This is a genomic window from Tardiphaga sp. 42S5 (assembly GCF_034044155.1).
GTDB lineage: Bacteria > Pseudomonadota > Alphaproteobacteria > Rhizobiales > Xanthobacteraceae > Tardiphaga > Tardiphaga robiniae.
Genome location: NZ_CP139027.1, coordinates 1510548 through 1528626 on the forward strand (window position 1 = coordinate 1510548; position 18079 = coordinate 1528626).

Annotated in this window: 16 protein-coding genes; 15 read left to right on the top strand and 1 reads right to left on the bottom strand. The window is 61.2% G+C overall.

The window, feature by feature from the left end; genetic code table 11:
• Positions 1-97 precede the first annotated feature (97 nt).
• From SFY93_RS07045 to SFY93_RS07115, 15 genes are all read left to right on the top strand, one after another.
• Positions 98-400, top strand: a complete 303-nt coding sequence (locus SFY93_RS07045; protein WP_320446542.1) for an urease subunit gamma — start codon at positions 98-100, stop codon at positions 398-400.
• Positions 401-420: 20 nt separating this feature from the next.
• Positions 421-858 (top strand): urease subunit beta, encoded by a 438-nt coding sequence (locus SFY93_RS07050; RefSeq protein WP_320446543.1) that lies wholly within the window; start codon positions 421-423, stop codon positions 856-858.
• A 41-nt stretch (positions 859-899) separates the two neighbouring features.
• Positions 900-2621, top strand: a complete 1722-nt coding sequence (locus tag SFY93_RS07055) for an urease subunit alpha (RefSeq protein ID WP_320447714.1) — start codon at positions 900-902, stop codon at positions 2619-2621.
• 9 nt (positions 2622-2630) lie between these two features.
• Positions 2631-3317, top strand: a complete 687-nt coding sequence (ureE, locus tag SFY93_RS07060) for an urease accessory protein UreE (protein WP_320446544.1) — start codon at positions 2631-2633, stop codon at positions 3315-3317.
• Positions 3301-4020: an urease accessory protein UreF gene (locus SFY93_RS07065; protein ID WP_320446545.1), complete on the top strand. Its 720-nt coding sequence runs from the start codon at positions 3301-3303 to the stop codon at positions 4018-4020. Before ureE ends, SFY93_RS07065 begins: the two co-directional genes overlap by 17 nt.
• 18 nt (positions 4021-4038) lie before the next feature.
• Positions 4039-4683, top strand: coding sequence for an urease accessory protein UreG (gene ureG, locus SFY93_RS07070; protein WP_320446546.1), 645 nt, complete (start codon positions 4039-4041; stop codon positions 4681-4683).
• Positions 4680-5630, top strand: a complete 951-nt coding sequence (locus tag SFY93_RS07075) for an urease accessory protein UreD (protein ID WP_320446547.1) — start codon at positions 4680-4682, stop codon at positions 5628-5630. The genes ureG and SFY93_RS07075 overlap by 4 nt, the downstream gene beginning before the upstream one ends.
• A gap of 60 nt (positions 5631-5690) precedes the next feature.
• Positions 5691-6704 (top strand): urea transporter, encoded by a 1014-nt coding sequence (yut, locus tag SFY93_RS07080; RefSeq protein ID WP_320446548.1) that lies wholly within the window; start codon positions 5691-5693, stop codon positions 6702-6704.
• Positions 6705-6817: 113 nt separating this feature from the next.
• Positions 6818-8263 (top strand): GntP family permease, encoded by a 1446-nt coding sequence (locus SFY93_RS07085; protein ID WP_320446549.1) that lies wholly within the window; start codon positions 6818-6820, stop codon positions 8261-8263.
• 273 nt (positions 8264-8536) lie between these two features.
• The gene (locus tag SFY93_RS07090) at positions 8537-10459 is read left to right on the top strand and encodes a heavy metal translocating P-type ATPase (RefSeq protein WP_320446550.1); all 1923 of its coding nucleotides are present in this window, start codon (positions 8537-8539) and stop codon (positions 10457-10459) included.
• 211 nt (positions 10460-10670) lie between these two features.
• Positions 10671-11228 carry an HdeD family acid-resistance protein gene (locus SFY93_RS07095; RefSeq protein WP_320446551.1) on the top strand — a complete coding sequence of 186 codons (558 nt, stop codon included), beginning with the start codon at positions 10671-10673 and terminating at the stop codon, positions 11226-11228.
• A gap of 538 nt (positions 11229-11766) precedes the next feature.
• On the top strand, positions 11767-12051 hold the full coding sequence (locus SFY93_RS07100; protein WP_320446552.1) for a hypothetical protein: 285 nt from the start codon (positions 11767-11769) through the stop codon (positions 12049-12051).
• A gap of 72 nt (positions 12052-12123) precedes the next feature.
• A complete protein-coding gene (locus tag SFY93_RS07105; RefSeq protein ID WP_320446553.1) occupies positions 12124-13368 on the top strand; it encodes an efflux RND transporter periplasmic adaptor subunit in 1245 nt (414 codons plus the stop codon).
• Complete coding sequence (locus tag SFY93_RS07110; protein WP_320446554.1) at positions 13365-16517, top strand: efflux RND transporter permease subunit; 3153 nt, start codon at positions 13365-13367, stop codon at positions 16515-16517. The genes SFY93_RS07105 and SFY93_RS07110 overlap by 4 nt, the downstream gene beginning before the upstream one ends.
• A gap of 3 nt (positions 16518-16520) precedes the next feature.
• Positions 16521-17009, top strand: coding sequence for a hypothetical protein (locus tag SFY93_RS07115; RefSeq protein ID WP_320446555.1), 489 nt, complete (start codon positions 16521-16523; stop codon positions 17007-17009).
• Positions 17010-17684: 675 nt separating this feature from the next.
• Here SFY93_RS07115 and SFY93_RS07120 read toward each other — a convergent pair.
• Complete coding sequence (locus tag SFY93_RS07120; protein ID WP_320446556.1) at positions 17685-18005, bottom strand: hypothetical protein; 321 nt, start codon at positions 18003-18005, stop codon at positions 17685-17687.
• Positions 18006-18079 lie beyond the last annotated feature (74 nt).

Below are 18079 nucleotides of genomic sequence, written 5' to 3' on the forward strand. Positions count from 1 at the left end.
ACGGAGATTCCAACGCTCCGTGGCACCGACGACCATTTAGCTCAGTCCTGCTCCTGCTTTTCCTAAGTAAAGCAAGCCAGCAGGGCCGGAGGATTGCATGCAGCTCACTCCGAGAGAGTTCGACAAGCTGCTCATCTACATGATGGCAGATGTCGCGTTAAGGCGAAGAGCCAAGGGTCTCAAGCTCAATTATCCTGAAGCCGTCGCTGTCATCTCAGCGGTCGCCCTCGATGGCGCACGTGCCGGGAAAACAATCGAAGACGTCACCAAGGAGGCGCGCACCGCCCTCACCAAGGCTGATGTGATGGATGGCGTCGCTGATCTTATTCCAATGGTGCAGGTCGAGGCGGTGTTCACCGACGGCAGCCGCCTGGTGACGGTGCACACGCCCGTCCAGTAAGTGCATGACAGGAGGCGAACATGGCCGGACCAAAAGTGGGTCCCGCTGTTGCCAAGAATGTCGACCCCGCGACAGAGGCTGTGCCGGTCGGCGGCTACGTATGCAGTTCAGCAGCGATCACATTCGATACCGATCGTCCGGTGACGACGCTCAAGGTGCGCAATGCGGGTGACCGTCCGATACAGGTCGGATCGCACTTCCATTTTTTCGAAGTCAATCGTGCGCTGGAATTCGATCGCGCAGCGGCCTTCGGGTTGCGCCTGAACATTCCGTCATCGACGGCAACGCGATTTGAGCCCGGTGACGAACGCGAGATTCAGCTCGTTCCCTATGGCGGCAAGCGCGCCGTCTATGGCTTCAACAATCTCGTTGATGGTCCTACCGCAGGCAAGGACGCCGCCACAGTCAAATCCAGGGCGGTGGCAGAGGCAGCGAAGCGAGGCTTCCGCTCGATTTAAGTCGTGAGGTCGCGTCGAAAGAAATCTTGAATGAGGCCACCATGCCTACGATGTCTCGACAAGAATATGTCGGCCTGTTCGGCCCAACGACGGGCGACCGCATCCGCTTGGGCGATACGGGCTTGTTTGTCGAAATCGAGCGCGATTTACGCGGCGGCTACGGCGACGAGCTCGTCTTCGGCGGCGGCAAGAGCATGCGTGAGGGCATGGGCATGGACAACCAGGTAACGCGGGCAGGCGGTGCTCCCGATCTGGTGATCACCAACGTGACCGTGATCGACGCGGTGCTGGGCGTCGTGAAAGCAGATGTGGGAATCAAGGACGGTCGTATCAGCGCAATCGGCAAGGCCGGCAATCCGCAGACGATGGATCGGGTCACACCTGGCCTGGAGATCGGCCTCGCCACCGATGCTATCTCAGGCTCGCATCTGATCCTGACGGCTGCCGGGATCGACACACACATTCATTTCATTTCTCCGCAGCAGGCGGAGGCCGCGCTCTCAAACGGCACAACGACATTAATCGGTGGCGGTACCGGTCCTTCTGACGGCTCATACGCGACGACAGTCACGTCTGGTCCCGGAAACATCAGCATGATGTTACGCGCATTCGAAAACTGGCCGCTCAATGTCGGCATTCTCGGCAAGGGCCACGGACACGGCAAGGCGGCCCTGGTTGAACAGATCGAGGCCGGCGCGGTCGGCGTGAAATGTCACGAAGACTGGGGCACCACCCCGGCGGTGCTTCGCTCCGCGCTGACAGTCGCAGACGAGACCGACACTCAAGTGTGCATCCATACCGACACGCTGAACGAATCCGGCTTCGTCGACGACTCGATCGAGGCGTTTGAGGGTCGGACAGTCCATTCGTTCCATACCGAAGGGTCCGGCGGCGGCCACGCGCCTGACATCATCAAGATCGCCGGCCTGCCCAACGTCTTGCCATCTTCGACCAACCCCACGCTCCCCTACGGCATCAATTCGCAGGCGGAGCTCTATGACATGATCATGGTGTGTCACCACCTTAGCCCGGACATCCCGTCGGATGTTGCGTTCACTGAAAGCCGCATCCGCGCTGAAACCATCGCCGCGGAAAACGTCCTTCAGGATCTCGGCGTAATCTCGATGTTCTCGAGCGATTCCCAGGCCATGGGACGCATCGGGGAATGCTGGCTGCGTTGCATCCAGACCGCCGATGCGATGAAGACCGGGCGCGGCAAGCTGCCGGAGGACGCTCCCGGCAACGACAATTTCCGGGTGCTGCGCTACGTGGCGAAGATCACCATCAACCCGGCGATCACGCACGGTATCGCCGACGTGCTGGGCTCGGTCGAGGTCGGAAAGATCGCCGACCTCGTCCTCTGGGAGCCGGCGTTCTTCGGCGCCAAGCCCAAGCTCATCATCAAGAACGGCTTCATAAGCTGGGCGGTGATGGGTGATCCAAACGCGTCGCTGCCGACGCCGCAGCCGACCTACTATCGGCCCATGTTCGGGGCCTACGGTGATGCGTTGGCGGCCAACTGCATCACATTCGTCTCCGGCGTCGCTCATGCTGCCGGAATCAAGGAGCGGCTGGGGCTGCGCCGGCAGGTGATGCCGGTCCGAAACGTGCGCAAAATCGGCAAGCGCGATATGGTCAGGAATGCCGGAACCCCGAAAATTGAAGTCAGTCCGGAAACTTTCGCCGTTACCGTCGACGGCAAGCACGCGACCGTGCAACCTTTGACGACGGTCTCGCTAAACCAGAAGTATTTCTTCAGTTAAGGCGTCGCCATGATTCTCATCGAGGCCGTTCTGGGCAACATCGGCGATAGCGAATGGGCCGAGCGCTTGTCCGCTGCGAACACGGACTTACTGGAGATCGACCAGTGGGAAGCGCAGAAGAGCCGCTTCCGCAAGACGACTGCAAAGGGTGTGGAGATCGCAGTCTCGATCGACCGTGGCACCCATATCCGCGATGGAGACGTGCTGCTCTGGGATGCCCAGGCGCTCTCGGCACTTGTCGCGCGCATCGAGTTGCGTGACGTGATGATCGTACATCTGGACGAGCTCATGAGCCTCACCCGCGACGTGGCAATGCGGACATGCGTTGAACTGGGACACGCGATGGGAAACCAGCATTGGCCAGCGCTGGTCAAGGACACAGTCGTCTATGTCCCGCTCACCGTCGATCGCAAGGTGATGGCGTCCGTCATGAATACGCATCGTTTTGAGGGAATCCGCTACGAGTTCGTACCCGGCCGAGATGTTATTCCCTACCTCGCTCCACATGAATCGCGGCGGCTCTTCGGTGGCGCGGAAGGACCGGTGCACTCCCACATGCACGAGAGTTATTTTGGTATCGAGTCCGAGGACGGACGAGCCTACGAACATCCGCCGATGCGTGTCCATGCCCATTCGGGAACTCAGGGACAAACATCACCGGCAACGGCGGGGTCCGCACATGACCATCGCGAATGATGGCGTTGAGGCATCGAGCAGCGCCGCATTTCTCTCGCGGATGCTGCAATTTGGCGACTCGATGTTTCCCATCGGCGGGTTTGCGTTTTCTTCCGGCTTGGAATCCGCCATTCAGGAAGGCGTCGTTATCAACGCGGCAACGCTTCGAGCGTTCGCGCGCACGGCGTTAGAGCAGGCGGCGCGCGGCGACTGCATCGCGCTAATAGCCGCGCACCGCGCGGCAACTGCCGGCGACGTCGATACCCTCGCCCGAATCGATGCGCAGGTATACGCGCGCAAGCTTTCAGACGAAGCGCGGACAATGTCGGTTCGCATGGGCAAGAAGTTCACCGAGATGGGTGTGGCGGTGGTGGGCGCGCCGCTGCTTCGCATCTGGCGTGAACGCATCGAAAAGTCCGTTACCCCCGGTTGCTACCCGATAGCTCTGGCGATCAATTTTGCCACGCAGAATCTGCCTGCCCGCCAGGCATTTGTCGTGCACCAGTATGGCGTGGCGACAACGATCCTCGGTGCGGCCCTGCGGTTGATGAAAGTCAGTCACATCGATACGCAGGCGATTCTCTACGAGTTCACCGGACAAGCGGCAGGGATGTACGAGACCGCCGCGGCGGCGCGACTTTCAGACATGGCAGGTTTTGCACCGCTGACGGACATTCTGGCCGCCGTTCATACCCGGGCGCATGTGCGGTTGTTCATGAGCTGATGTTGAAGGGAGCTTCGGATGTCGAAGAATATCACGCGCATCGGCATCGGCGGCCCTGTCGGGTCAGGCAAGACCGCGATTGTCGAAGCCATTACACCACGCTTCCTCGACCTCGGCATCAAGGTGCTCATCATCACCAATGACGTGGTAACGACCGAAGACGCCAAGCATGTTCAGCGTACCCTCAAGGGTATTCTGCTCCAGGAACGCATTCTCGGAGTGGAGACGGGTGCCTGCCCCCATACGGCGGTGCGCGAAGACCCAAGCATGAACCTCGCTGCGGTCGAGGACATGGAACGGCGCTTTCCGGATAGCGACGTCGTGCTGATCGAAAGCGGGGGCGATAATCTGACGCTAACCTTTTCGCCAGCGCTGGTGGACTACTTCATTTATGTAATCGACGTCGCCGCGGGTGATAAGATCCCTCGCAAGAACGGACCCGGGATCACGTATTCCGACGTCTTGGTGATCAATAAAACAGACCTTGCCCCCTATGTCGGGGCTAGCCTTGACGTGATGAAGCAGGATTCGCGGATGATGCGCGGTAGCAAGCCGTTCCTGTTCACGAACTGCAAAACGGGGGAAGGCATTCCGGAACTGGTCGCGCTGATCGAGCGGGAATTTCTGTTCGATATCACCCCGCGCGCGCGGCGTTCCGCATGATACCGGCGGCATTTCCTCCCTGGACACGCGCCGAAACGCTCGGCGCATCGGTGCCTGAATTCGCCGCGTTCCAGGATGAGCCACCGCAGATGAGCAGCGGCACTGTGGGAAAGACGGGCTTCCTCCGTCTGGGCTTCGAGCGCCGCTCCGGTACAACGATCCTGGCAAATCTGGAACGCCGCGCTCCCTACATGGTGCAGCGCGCGTTGCATTGCGACGAACAAATGCCAGGTTTGGCCTACGTGTTCCTGATCACCACCACTGGCTGCTTGCTACAGGGGGACAGGCTCGCTCTGGACGTCACCCTTCGTCCGCGCGCACAAGCGCACATCACCTCCCAGTCAGCGACCAAGATCCATGCGATGGACGCCAATTATGCCGCGCAAAGCCAGACTATTACGCTCGCGGATGACGCATATTTGGAGTTTCTTCCCGATCCCGTGATTCCGCACCGGCACTCACGGTTTATCAGCGACACACAAATCTCCATCGCTCCATCGGCCACATTGCTTCTTTCGGAAATCATTCAACCCGGCCGAAAGCACCATCATCCGGATGAGTGTTTCGGAGCAACCGTGTTCTCGATATCGACGGCAGCCGCGCGCCCCGATGGTCGTCCCCTATTTGCGGAGAAGCTGGTCATCGAGCCGCGGCGATATGTGATGCGGCAGACTGGCGTGATGGACTCCTTTGACGTGTTCGCCAACGTGATCCTGTGCGCCCCCAAAAACAAAGTTGAACGTATCCACGATCGTGTCTTGGCCGATGTGAATCGTGCGGAAGGCATGGCGTTCGGGGCTTGTCGTTTGCCCAATGATGCCGGGCTGATCTTCAAGGTGTTGGGCCGCGAAACCGCGCAAGTGAAGGCTAAAGTACGCGAGTTCTGGGGAGTGGTGCGAAAGGAGGTCGTCGGCGCCGAGCTACCTCCGCCCTATCTATGGCGTTAGCGGATCGACGATAGCAACAGGTGATCTGCAGCGGGTGTCGACACGTTCGAGGAGGCCGGAATGGAAAAGATCTTGTCAAAGTGGGAAAGCCTCTCCGCCTGGTCGAGTGTATTGCGGTTCCTTGACATCAATTTACGCAGCATCGGGCAAGTCATGTTTCAGAACAACCCACTCACCGGGCTTCTCTTTCTCGCCGCGATCGCCTGGGGTTCATACGCAGCTTGCGTCCCTCAGGTGGCAATCGCCGGCGTCGTCGCTGTCGTCGTGGCAAACTTGACGGCCCAATGGCTTCACGTCGATACCGAGGCGCTCCATGCCGGGCTCTATGGCTTTAATGGCATCCTCGTCGGCCTTGCGCTGGCGACGTTCCTGGCTCCCGGGCCGCTGCTCTGGGTGTATGTGATATTGGGAGGAGCAGTATCCGTCGTCGTGATGCTGGGGACAACCAACGTCGTCAAGCCATGGGGTGGCGCTCTCACATTTCCGTTCGTGCTCACAACGTGGCTTCTCCTGTTGGCCACATATGGATTTTCCGGCCTCGCGGGAGCAGCACTGCCGACCGGCAACATTGTTACCGCATTCCAGCCCTACCAGGGAAACCCGCTCCAGCTGATTGACCTTGTGCAGGGAGTGTTCCTGAGCATCTCGCAGGTCTTCCTGAAAGCCAGCAGCATCGCGGCGCTGCTCCTGCTTGTGGGGCTCGCTGTGAGTTCGTTGTCAGCCGCCGCCTTCGCTCTCGGAGGTGCGATATTGGCTGTGCTGACGGCCCATCTTTTCGGCGCCGAGAGCGACCTGATCACCGGCGGTCTCCTCGGATTCAGCCCGGTACTGACGGCCATCGCACTCGGTACCGTCTTCTATCAGCCGAAGTGGCGCGTCGTCGCCTACACGATCGTCGCCACCGTGTTCACGGTGATCGTCCAGTCAGCGCTGAACGTTGCGTTGACGCCGTTCGCCATCCCTGCGCTGACCGCGCCTTTCGTGCTTGTTACATGGATCTTCCTTCTTCCACGCCGATGTTTCGAGCCGACCTCGATTGGTGCAGGCGATGCCGCAACAGCGGGCACGACCTAGATCGGCATTCTTGGGAGGCCTGCATGGACGACCAAAGTTTCGCAATGCGCGGGGACGTGCGCGGACGTCACCGGTTCGCAGATCTCAAGCCGTTACTAGCGGAGGCCTGAACCATGGGACTCATTGGGATATTGCTCGGTCTCGCCCTGCTGATGTGGCTCGCGTACCGGGGCTGGAGCATTCTGCTGGTCTCTCCACTGGCGGCGCTCATCGTGGCCGTGTTCTCGGGCGAGCCACCGCTGGCCCACTGGACGCAGACGTTCATGAGCGGGGCGGCGCGGTTCGTAGCGCAGTGGTTCCCCTTGTTTCTGCTCGGCGGGTTGTTCGGAAAGCTCATGGGCGATACCGGTTCGGTCAGCGCCATCGCGCAGTATTTGACCAAGAAGTTGGGAGCCGGCCGCACGATGCTCGCGGTGGTGGCCGCATCGGCTATTGTGACCTACGGCGGCGTGAGTGTGTTCGTCGCATTCTTTGTGCTGGCACCCCTGGCCCACGAGATGTTCCGGGCCGCGAACATCCCGCGCCGGTTGATACCGGCAGCCGTCGGTCTCGGTGCATTCACGTTCACCATGTCGGTGATGCCGGGTACCCCTTCGGTCAACAACGCCATTCCAATGCCGTACTTCGGCACCACCACCTTCGCGGCCCCCGGACTGAGTATCATTGCGTCGGCTGTCATCCTCGTTTTCGGCATGTGGTGGCTTGGCCGTACCGAAGCGGTCGCGCGCAAGACTGGTGAGGGTTACCATGGCGAAGCGGCAACCGCTCCTGTCGTCAGCGAGATGGTTCGCGAGCAGGCGGCGCCGGCAGGCGACTTCGATCCGGCCGAGTTGCCGCATGGCAAGGCGGCCGAGAGCGGACCTCCCTTCGCCCTGGCCGTGCTGCCCCTCGTCGTCGTTATCGTCACGAATTTCTTGATGTCGCTTGTCGTATTCCCGCGGCTTGATTTTTCGTTCCTGTCCGAGCCTCAGTGGGGCGGTACTTCCATCGGGGCCGTGTCCGGTGTCTGGTCGGTCTTGGTGGCTCTCGCGTTGGCAAACTTGACCGTCATTCTCATCAACTTTCGACGCCTGCCATCTCCTCGCGAAAGTCTCGACGCCGGTGCGAATTCTGCCGCCTTGCCGATGCTGATGATCGCCAGTCTTGTCGGCTTCGGCGCAGTCGTTGCCGCAGTGCCGGCATTTGCGCTGGTTCGCGATGCGGTATTCTCCGTTCAGGGAGGACCACTGGTCTCATTGGCTCTCTCCATGAATGTGCTGGCGGGGCTCACCGGCACTGCTTCTGGCGGCATGGCAATTGTGCTCAATGCATTCGGCAGCGACTTCATGCGCCTTGCCTCTGAGCATCACATCGATCCCGAATTGATGCATCGTATAACAACGATGAGCGCGGGTACCCTGGACGCGCTCCCGCACAATGGCACGGTGTTGCTGTTATTGCAGATCAGCGGCCTCACTCACCGTGAAAGCTATCTCGACATGGTGATGACCGTAATCGTCAGTTGCATTATCGCACTCGTTGCGGTCTTGATACTGGGTACGGTGTTCGGGTCATTTTGACGGCTCTGGCTATCACTGCTGTGGAAGATTGTCCGAGCGTTGGTTGCCAGGCGTCCCGCTCATCGTTCCGTCTCACCAACAGATCGATCGCCTTTCGCGCGTGAGGCTCGCTCCACTGCGGAGCGCGCTGGCCGCGGCGCTTGATGGCTGGCATCTCGTTTCGCGGACCAACGGCATGAAGGATGCAAATTGGGATGGGCAGGTATTGTTCGCCCGCCAGACGGGGCTCAATATTCACAGCTTAGTTGTTGTTCCATCCACGGGCTCAGGCAGATGAACGAAAAAACCATACACCTCACCCTTTTAGCGCTTGCGCTCATTGGCCTGATCGCGGGGCTGACCTTGCCGCTGCTCCACTTTCAGGTGGAAGCCGACCTGATCTGGAGCGCAGCGACCATTCCGGTCATCATCGCACTCACGATCTCGATAATCCGCGACTTCTTGATCGGCCGGTTCGGGGTCGATGCTATCGCCCTCGTCTCGATGTCAGCGGCTGTTGCAATGGGCCAGCCCTTGGCCGGCGCCGTTGTCGCGATCATGTATACGGGCGGCAACGTGCTGGAAGCCTACGCCCGCGGAAAGGCCGAACGAGACCTGAGATCGCTAAGGGACCGGACACCCCGAACGGCACACAAATGGATCGGTGACGAGCTGACCGATATTGCCGTTGAGAACGTCGCCGTCGGAGACGAATTGCTTGTTCGGGCCGGGGAACTTCTGCCGGTGGATGGCCACCTTCTGGACGCTCGAGCTTCGATCGACGAATCCGCGGTCACCGGCGAACCCCTGCCGGTCGCGCGTAGCCGTGACGATCTGCTCAGAAGCGGTACGGTCAATGCTGGCGAGGCAGTTCGCTTTCGTGCCTCGGCTGCCGCCGATCAAAGTACCTATGCCGGCATCATCAAAATGGTCGAAGCAGCGCAAACCGCGAAGACGCCGTTCATCCGCATTGCAGATCGCTTCGCACTTTTCCTGCTTCCGGCCACGCTCATCGTTTCCGGCGCGGCTTGGTGGCTGTCGGGCGACAAAATTCGGGCATTGGCAGTCCTTGTCGTAGCCACCCCCTGCCCATTGATCCTGGCCGCGCCGGTTGCGTTCATCGGCGGTGTATCGCGGGCAGCTCGGACAGGTATCCTCATGAAGGGGAGCGCGGCCCTTGAGGCGCTCGCTCAGGTCCGCACCGCCATCTTCGACAAGACCGGAACACTGACAGAAGGCGGCGCACGCCTCACGACCATGGAAACCGTGCCGGACCTCGCCGCCGACGAAGCCCTGCGGCTGCTGGCTTCTCTCGAACAGGCTTCCCATCATGTCCTGGCCGAGACACTGGTCGACCTTGCGCGCCGGAAGGGACTGGCCTTGTCCCATCCAACCGAGATTCGCGAATTCCGCGGCTCCGGCATCGAAGGCAGCGTCGACGGCATGCGCATCCGCGCTGGATCGCGAACGCTGGTCCTTGGCGACGCGGCCTTGCCCGGCTGGGCCAAGGCGGCAGCCGCTTCGGCAGATGATCGTTCGGCCCTCGCCATCTATCTCTCCGTCGACGAGCGGTTGTCCGCATTCGTCCTCATGGCCGACGCTATCCGCGAGGATACGCCGGCGGCGCTGGCACGGCTTCGGGCTTCCGGCATATCGCGCATCATCATGGTGACCGGCGACGATTCGGAAGCCGCCAATGTGATTGCCGCTTCCCTCAAGCTGGATGATGCGCTCGCCGACAAGAGCCCAGCCGAGAAAGTCGCAGCGGTCGAGGCCGAACGGGTTCGCCAGCCCACCATGATGGTCGGGGACGGTATCAATGATGCCCCGGCACTTGCCGCAGCCAGCGTGGGGATCGCGATGGGCGCTCGCGGCGCCACCGCCTCATCGGAAGCTGCCGATGTCGTCATTCTCGTGGACCGGCTTGACCGCGTGGCCGAGGCCTTCTCCATCTCCCTGCGAACTCGCTCCATCGCGTTGCAAAGTATCGTCGTGGGGCTCGGTCTTTCGGGTATCGCGATGGTGGCGGCGGCGTTCGGTTACATCACGCCGGTGGCCGGCGCCCTTCTCCAGGAAGGGATCGACATTGCCGTGATCCTCAACGCCCTGCGCACTCTAAAAGGACCTGGACTTCATTCCACGGCGCCGTCACGTCCGGTCGATCGGACCTGGGAGATGAAAGAACAAGCGAGTAGACCGTATACGTCCCGCCGCTGAAGACGTGGTCGGCCTCGGCCAGGTCGCGGCGGCTGGGTTCGCGAGGCAGGCGTTCACTCGCGGCGGCGATCTCACACGGGATCGACGCAACTCCGGTTGGAGTATGGGGACATTCCCGCCCCGTCGCTCAGGGTTTTGTCGGATGTCGACATTGCCGATCGGAAGATACCATCCAAAGCCTGCCGATCATCACGCGGATCAGGAGCTTGGCATGACAGTCTATGATCGCCAGTCCGACATCGACGCTCTGGGTCCGCCTCCACTCTGGGTTTGCGCGCTACTCGGCATCGTGATGATCGCCGCCGGAATCTTCGCACTCGGCGACGTCGCGTTCGCGACCATCATCAGCGTCAAACTGATCGGGCTGACGGCAATCGCAGCCGGCGCGTTTGAGATCATACATGCGTTCTGGACCAAGGGATGGGGCGGCTTTCATTGGCAGATGATCCTCGGCGCGCTCTATCTCGCTTTCGGACTCGTGCTGCTCACGCAGCCGGCGTCCGGCGCCCTGATCCTGACCTATTTCCTCGGCGCCGTGCTGCTCGCGTCAGGCGCCATTCGGTGCTTGCTGAGTTTCGCACATTGGCGACAGAACGGCTGGATGATGCTGATCTCCGGCATCTTCGGATTGCTCGCCGGCGCTCTGATCCTGTTCAGTTTTCCCACCGTCAGCGTCTGGGCGCTGGGATTCCTGCTTGGCATCGACCTGATTTCGCATGGCCTGGCATGGTTGCTCTATGCGGTTCAATCCGTGCGGAGGACTGCGTAACTAAAGAGGAGATGACGATGGAGACTCCCACCCGCCGAGCTTTCCTGGCACTTGCTCAGAATGCCATTGCCGCCGCAGCGATCGGCACCATCGGGACTCGTTTCATTGAGGCGGCGGACGCGATGCCGGTCCCACCTGATCTGGGTCTAGCCGGCAAACCGTCTGACCTCGCGGCTCAAGCCCAGTGGTGGGGACCGCAGCCTGCTCCCGGTTGGGAGCCCGGCTGGGGAGTTGGCCCGGGCCGGGGTCGGCCGGCACCGCGCGCGCGCCGCTGGGTTTGCTGGTGGGATCGCGGTCGTCGCCGATGCGGATGGCAATGGGGACCACCGAGCGCCCCCGGTTGGGGCGCCGCTCCCGGCTGGGGATTCACTCCAGGTTGGGGGCCCACTCCCGGGTGGGGCCCTGCCGCCGGCTGGGGTCGCCCACGGCCGCGCAGGCGTCGCTGGGTTTGCTGGTGGCATCGCGGTCGTCGTCATTGCGGATGGCGGTGGGACTAGGAACGCCTCTCACAATCCAATTCATCCGCGGCAGATTTGTCATGAAGACTGCGCGAGCCTTTACCCAAGTGATGGAGGGAGCCGTGCACAGCAAGAACCAATGGCTTGTTGCCGCCGTGCTGGCAGCTCTTCTCGTTGGGGCAATCTGGTACTGCGTATCGATATGGCGAGCGGCGCCGTCAATGCCACTCTACGGCAACATCATCATGGGAGTTGCCGCCATACTGGTTCTCATGGCCGGGTGCGGCCTGATCACGCTCATATTCTACACCCCTCGCAAGGGTTACGACGAGTCTGCGCGCAGCAATCGGCCTCCGCGAGAGTGAGCGAGGTCTACCAGGTCTTCGAAGAGTACCGACCCAGCAGTTGTTTTCCGAACTCGGGGCAAGGAGTGCAAGATGTACCTTGCCAAGGTCTCGTTCAGACTGCTCGCGGCGAGCCTTGTCACGATTGCGACCGGCGGAGCGGGCTTGACCCAGCCAGCTCCGCCCGGTCCGCCCGCGGTCGGCGTGATCGAAGCGACCAGGCGACCGATCACCGAGACCAGCGAATTCCTTGGGCGGATTGAGGCGATCAATCGGGTCAACGTCGTCGCTCGAGTCACCGCGTTTCTGGAACGGCGCCTGTTCGAGGAGGGCGCCGAGATCAAGAAAGGCGATCAGCTGTATCAGCTCGAGCGTGGTCCCTTCGAAGCTGATTTCGCATCGAAGCAGGCGCAGGTGGCGCAGCTCCAGGCAACACTCGAGAACGCCAAGCTGACGACCGAGCGCGCGCGCACCCTGCTTGGGGGACCGGCCGGGCAGCAATCCACCTATGACGCGGCCATCGCAACCCAGCGCAGCCTGGAGGCGCAGGTGCAGGCAGCGCAAGCGCAGGTCCAGGCGTCCCGGATCAATCTCGACTATACCATGATCAGCGCGCCGATCGACGGCAAGATCGGACGCACAGCGGTGACGGAAGGTAACGTCGTCGGTCCAAGCTCGGGCATATTGACCACGATCGTCAGCCAGGACCCGATGCATGTCACCTTTCCGGTGCCGCTGCGCCAGGGGCTGGAGCTGCGCGAACGATACGGGCCGCAAGGCGGCCTGGAAGCCGTGGTGATCAGGCTCCGGCTGCCCGATGGCCGCATGTACGGCCAATCCGGCAAGCTGAATTTCGTCGACAACACCATTGCGCAAAACACCGACACGATCACCGTGCGGGGCGAGATCGTCAATCCGATCCTGCGTGCTCCATCCGTGGCGGGCGTGACCGTTCATGAGCTGACCGACGGCGAATTCGTCACCGTCGTGCTCGAAGGCGTCCAGCCGATCGAGGTTCTGGCGATCCCGCGCTCGGCGGTCCTTTCCGATCAACAGGGCGATTACGTTCTCGCGGTCGGTCCCGACAACAAGGCCGAGCAGCGCCGTATTCAACTCGGGCAATCGACTCCAACCGTCGCCTCCGTCATCAGCGGCGTTGCCGTCGGCGACAAGGTGATCGTCGAGGGCCTGCAGCGGGCTCGTCCCGGTCAGGCCGTATCGCCGGGACCGGCAAGTCCGCAGATTCTGTCGAGTATGAAGGCCGCCGCCGGCGACGCAACTCCGCAAGCGGATCGCGGCGCCTCCAGCAAGACGCACCCGGTGGACAACAAGCCATGATATCTGCCGTCTTCATCGATCGTCCGCGGCTTGCGATGGTGATCGCCTTCATCATCACCATCGCCGGCGCGTTGGCGCTGATGCAGATCCCGGTGGCGCAATTTCCGGACATCGTGCCGCCGCAGGTCACGGTCGCCGGTACCTTCCCCGGCGCTTCCGCCGAGGTCGTTGAGAGCAGCGTCGCCCAGCCCCTGGAGGCGCAGGTTATCGGCGTCGACCGCGCGCTCTACATGAAATCGACCAGCGCTAATGACGGCAGCTACACACTGACGGTTTCGTTCGCGCTTGGCACCAATCCCGACATCAATACCGTCAATGTTAACAATCGGGTGCAGAGCGCTCTGTCGCAATTGCCGACCGAAGTGCAGCAGCAGGGGCTGACGGTACAGAAGAGATCCTCATCGATCCTGCAATTCCTCGTACTCTACAGCGCCGACGGCCAGCAGGATCCGCTGTTCATCACCAACTACGCCATCATCAACGTGCTCGATGCGATCGCGAGTACGCCGGGGGTTGGCCAGGCGAATCTGTTCGCCAAGATGAATTATTCGATGCGGATCTGGTTCGATGCGCAGCGGCTCACCAGCCTCAATCTCACGCCGTCGGATGTCATTGCCGCGATCCGCGCACAAAGCGTCCAGGCCCCGGTCGGCCGCATCGGAGCGCGGCCGATCAGCGACGACCAGCAGTTCCAGTTCAACGTGCAGACCCTGGGCAGGCTCGCCACCGTCGATCAATTTGCCAATATCGTACTGCGCGCCAATCCGGACGGTTCGTCACTGCTGGTGAAGGACGTCGCCCGTATCGAGATGGGCGCACAAAACCTCGACAGCGAAGCGCGGATCGATGGGCACGCGGCAGTGCCGATCGCGATCTATCTGGCACCAGGTGCCAATGCCGTGACCACCGCGCAGGCGGTCGCGGCTACGATGCAGCGGCTGTCCAAGCGATTTCCAACGGGGCTCAGCTACCTGGTGCAGTACGACTCCACGAGCTTTGTGCGGGATACGATCACGGAGGTGTTGCGGACGCTGGGCGAGGCCTTCGTCCTCGTCGTGATTGTCGTCTACCTCTTCCTCGGCAATCTCCGCGCCACCGTGATCCCGGCTGTTGCCGTTCCCGTCAGCCTGATCGGTACCTTCGCCGTCCTGCTCGTCCTCGGCTATTCGGCGAATACGGTGTCACTGCTCGCAATGGTGCTCGCCATCGGCATCGTGGTGGACGACGCCATTGTCGTCGTGGAGAACGTCGAGCGCGTTATGGAGGAAGAGCCTGATCTGTCTCCGGCCGAGGCTAGTAAAAAGGCCATGACGCAGATCACCGCGCCGATCATCGCGATCACGCTGGTGCTGCTCTCCGTATTCGTGCCGATCGCATTCATCCCCGGCATCTCCGGTACACTATTTCGTCAATTTGCGGTGACGATCAGCGCCGCCATGATGATTTCGGCGCTGAATGCACTGACGCTGTCGCCTGCATTGTGCGCGCTGTTCCTGCGTCACACCGGCCCTCGGCGCGGCATCATGGGCCGCGTCCTCGGCGGCATCGACTGGCTACGCGATCGCTACAGTGGCGGCGTACGCCGGCTGGTGCGCGTGGCGGGCCTCTCCCTACTGCTCGTCGCCGTCTTCGCCGCCAGCATCTTCGGCATGTCGCTGATCACGCCAACGGGGTTCCTCCCCGAGGAAGACCAGGGCGCCTTCTTCACCTCGGTGCAACTGCCGGACGGCGCGTCGGTGGCACGAACCAGCGAAGTCACCCAACAGGTCGAAAATATCCTGAAGCAGATGCCCGCCGTCGATCACGTCCTTGCCGTTATCGGCTTTTCCCTGCTCGACGGCGCATCCGAGCCGAACAGCGCGCTGGTGGTCACGCGTCTGAAGCCGTTTTCCGATCGCAAGGCAGCAACAGATTCTGCGCAAGCGCTGATCCGGCAAACCTTTGCGGCCGGCGCGCAGATCCGACAGGCCAATGTGCTGCCATTCAACCTGCCGCCGATCATCGGGCTCTCCACCAGCGGCGGGTTCGAATACCAGCTCCAGGCGCTCGAAGGACAGAGTCCGGCTGCGATCTCCAGCGTCGCGGGCGCGCTGATCGGTGCTGCCAACGCCGATCCACGGCTTGCACGCGTCTTTTCGACCTTCACTGCGACCAATCCGTCCATCTATCTCGACATCGACCGCCGCAAGGCACAGGCGCTCGGAGTGACAATCAGCGACATCTTCACCACCCTGCAGGCGACGCTCGGCGGCATCTATGTCAACAACTTCAACCGGTTTGGCCGCACCTGGCAGGTCAACGTTCAGGGTGAAGCGTTCGACCGCGCCGACATCTCGGACATCTGGCGCATCTATCTGCGCAACGACACGGGCCAGATGGTGCCGATACGGTCTCTGGCTGGCATCAAGATCGTCACCGGACCGCAGGTGATCACCCGCTACAACAACTATCGCTCAGTGACGGTGAATGGCAGTCCGGCGCCTGGTGTCTCGTCCGGCACTGCGATTGCGGCGATGGCTGACATCTCCAATGCGGTGCTGCCTGCGGGCTACAGTTTCGCTTGGACCGGCACCGCCTATCAGGAGCAACAGGCTGCCGGCCAGACCGGCATCGTGCTCGCACTTGCCGTGCTGTTCGCCTATTTGTTTCTGGTCGCGCTCTATGAGAGCACGATTATCCCTATCCCGGTGCTGCTGTCGGTCGTCGTCGGCGTACTCGGCTCCTATGTCGGCATCAAGCTTGCGGGCCTCAATCTCGATCTCTACGGCCAGATCGGGCTCGTGGTCTTGATCGCGCTCGCCGCCAAGAACGGCATCCTGATCGTCGAATTTGCAAAGGAGCAACGCGAAGCGGGCGTGGGGCTCAACGACGCTGCGATCCAGGGCGCATATATGCGCTTCCGTGCGGTCATGATGACCTCGGTCGCCTTCATCCTTGGTCTCTTGCCACTCGTGATCGCAACCGGTGCCGCCGAGCTGAGCCGTCGAGCTGTCGGTACCGCCGTGTTCGCCGGCATGCTCGCCGCAAGCTCGATCGGGATCTTCATGGTGCCGATGCTATACGTGACGTTCCAGCGCCTGCGCGAACGCGTGAAGGGAGCTTCCAAATCAACCAATCCGCCGACGCGGCCTGTCGATGAAACGGTCTAGACCATGACAAGCAATCGAAAACGCCGGCTGATCGCCCTCCTCGCCGTGATCCTCGGCGTCGGTGGCTACTTTGCCTGGCAAAAGCTCGGCGGTGACAATCTTCCGCCCGGGTTCGCCAGTGGCAACGGCCGTATCGAGGCCGTCGAAATCGATATCGCAACCAAGACGCCCGGGCGCATCCGGGACATCCTCGCACTTGAATTCGGCGGGTCTCGCGACCCGGTGAGTGTCAGCCTTCATCGATTCAAGCGGATGGCTGGATTGGTGCATATGGACGCCGACATCGTCGTCAATGAAGTGAACGAGACGGTTGAGGCCATACTCGATGTCTGGCCAGGCATGCTGCCCAATTTGCCTGCCTCTTCGCACTTCGGCGCTGAGCTGATTGAAAGATGGAAACGCCTGACCCTAGTGCAGGAGATCCGGCACGCAATGGCTGCGGATGTCAAAAATGACAAACAGGATGAACCACCGGCGACCATGCAGCCATAAAGAAAGTGTGCGCCTCGACAAACTCAAGCAGCCGGCAACCAAGTTTACAACCGTCACTGCAACGTGAAACCTCGCCGGCGACGGCAGGGTTTCATCTTTTCAGACTAAGGGACGAATTGTGCGCTGGGTATCAGCAACAACGACAATGGACACGCAAGGCTAGTCTTTATGGACACCAAAGCCTGCGGCTGTCGCGAGCGGTCAGTTTTAACCGTTAGCCGCGCGCATGGGGAAGGCAAGGTACGACGGTCTGCAAGGCCGGCGAGAGAAGTGAGCTGTGTGCGATCCCGCAGAACAGTTTCGACGGCTACATGAGCCACCTGCTCCAGCGGCTCTGGCCGATCAATGATTACCGGGCGCAGTTGCCTCGCTTTAGCCCAGAGTACGTGGTGCCCAGTCCAGCAGGCAGAAGTTCAAACTTAGGAATGGGCCGCACAAGAGCCAACGTGGCTACTCCAATAAACATAGATAATTGAATTGTTTACGGGCCGCAGCCGCTATACGACTCGCCGCTATTCTGGAAACCCGCGAATTCGTCTCACTGCTATTCTGGAATGCGACTCTCCTACGAATTCGAATGACCTGTTTTACTGGCCTATTTCGACTCGCTCCTAACTTGGCCCGATATCATTGTGATTCGCCAATCATCGCCGCCATTGCTGAGCTTCCTGTAGCTTACGAGATCCTTGCCACAACGTCCGGCCGGTTTTTCTCGAGCCAGGCTACGGCCTCGAGTCCATCGACGACGCACTCGAAGGTTTCCCAGGTGGGGTCCTCCAGGGATTCCGGTTGCAGTCGTTTCGCCGCATACTCAACGAGGTCGTGCAACCGTTCGTATCCTCGTCGGCGCTCAAGGGAATCTGCAATCGCTGTGCTGGCCCATCCGCGTAGGGCCAAATCGATAATGCTCGGAGCGTTAGCCTCGCTGAACCAGGGTGTGGCATCGAACTCGATGCAGCGGACATTATCAGCGGTATGGCACGTGGCGCGGATCATTGGGGTCCTCCGTTCGCTGGCTAACAACCTGCGCTAGCATTGCTCTTTAGAGTTTCACATCGCTGTCCCGCACG

Coding starts and splice junctions, on each gene's coding strand:
- SFY93_RS07120 (WP_320446556.1), bottom strand. CDS start 18,005: ATGATCCGCGCCACGTGCCATACCGCTGATAATGTCCGCTGCATCGAG.
- yut (WP_320446548.1), top strand. CDS start 5,691: ATGGAAAAGATCTTGTCAAAGTGGGAAAGCCTCTCCGCCTGGTCGAGT.
- SFY93_RS07075 (WP_320446547.1), top strand. CDS start 4,680: ATGATACCGGCGGCATTTCCTCCCTGGACACGCGCCGAAACGCTCGGC.
- ureG (WP_320446546.1), top strand. CDS start 4,039: ATGTCGAAGAATATCACGCGCATCGGCATCGGCGGCCCTGTCGGGTCA.
- SFY93_RS07085 (WP_320446549.1), top strand. CDS start 6,818: ATGGGACTCATTGGGATATTGCTCGGTCTCGCCCTGCTGATGTGGCTC.
- SFY93_RS07065 (WP_320446545.1), top strand. CDS start 3,301: ATGACCATCGCGAATGATGGCGTTGAGGCATCGAGCAGCGCCGCATTT.
- SFY93_RS07115 (WP_320446555.1), top strand. CDS start 16,521: ATGACAAGCAATCGAAAACGCCGGCTGATCGCCCTCCTCGCCGTGATC.
- SFY93_RS07095 (WP_320446551.1), top strand. CDS start 10,671: ATGACAGTCTATGATCGCCAGTCCGACATCGACGCTCTGGGTCCGCCT.
- SFY93_RS07055 (WP_320447714.1), top strand. CDS start 900: ATGCCTACGATGTCTCGACAAGAATATGTCGGCCTGTTCGGCCCAACG.
- SFY93_RS07050 (WP_320446543.1), top strand. CDS start 421: ATGGCCGGACCAAAAGTGGGTCCCGCTGTTGCCAAGAATGTCGACCCC.
- SFY93_RS07105 (WP_320446553.1), top strand. CDS start 12,124: ATGTACCTTGCCAAGGTCTCGTTCAGACTGCTCGCGGCGAGCCTTGTC.
- SFY93_RS07090 (WP_320446550.1), top strand. CDS start 8,537: ATGAACGAAAAAACCATACACCTCACCCTTTTAGCGCTTGCGCTCATT.
- ureE (WP_320446544.1), top strand. CDS start 2,631: ATGATTCTCATCGAGGCCGTTCTGGGCAACATCGGCGATAGCGAATGG.
- SFY93_RS07100 (WP_320446552.1), top strand. CDS start 11,767: ATGAAGACTGCGCGAGCCTTTACCCAAGTGATGGAGGGAGCCGTGCAC.
- SFY93_RS07045 (WP_320446542.1), top strand. CDS start 98: ATGCAGCTCACTCCGAGAGAGTTCGACAAGCTGCTCATCTACATGATG.
- SFY93_RS07110 (WP_320446554.1), top strand. CDS start 13,365: ATGATATCTGCCGTCTTCATCGATCGTCCGCGGCTTGCGATGGTGATC.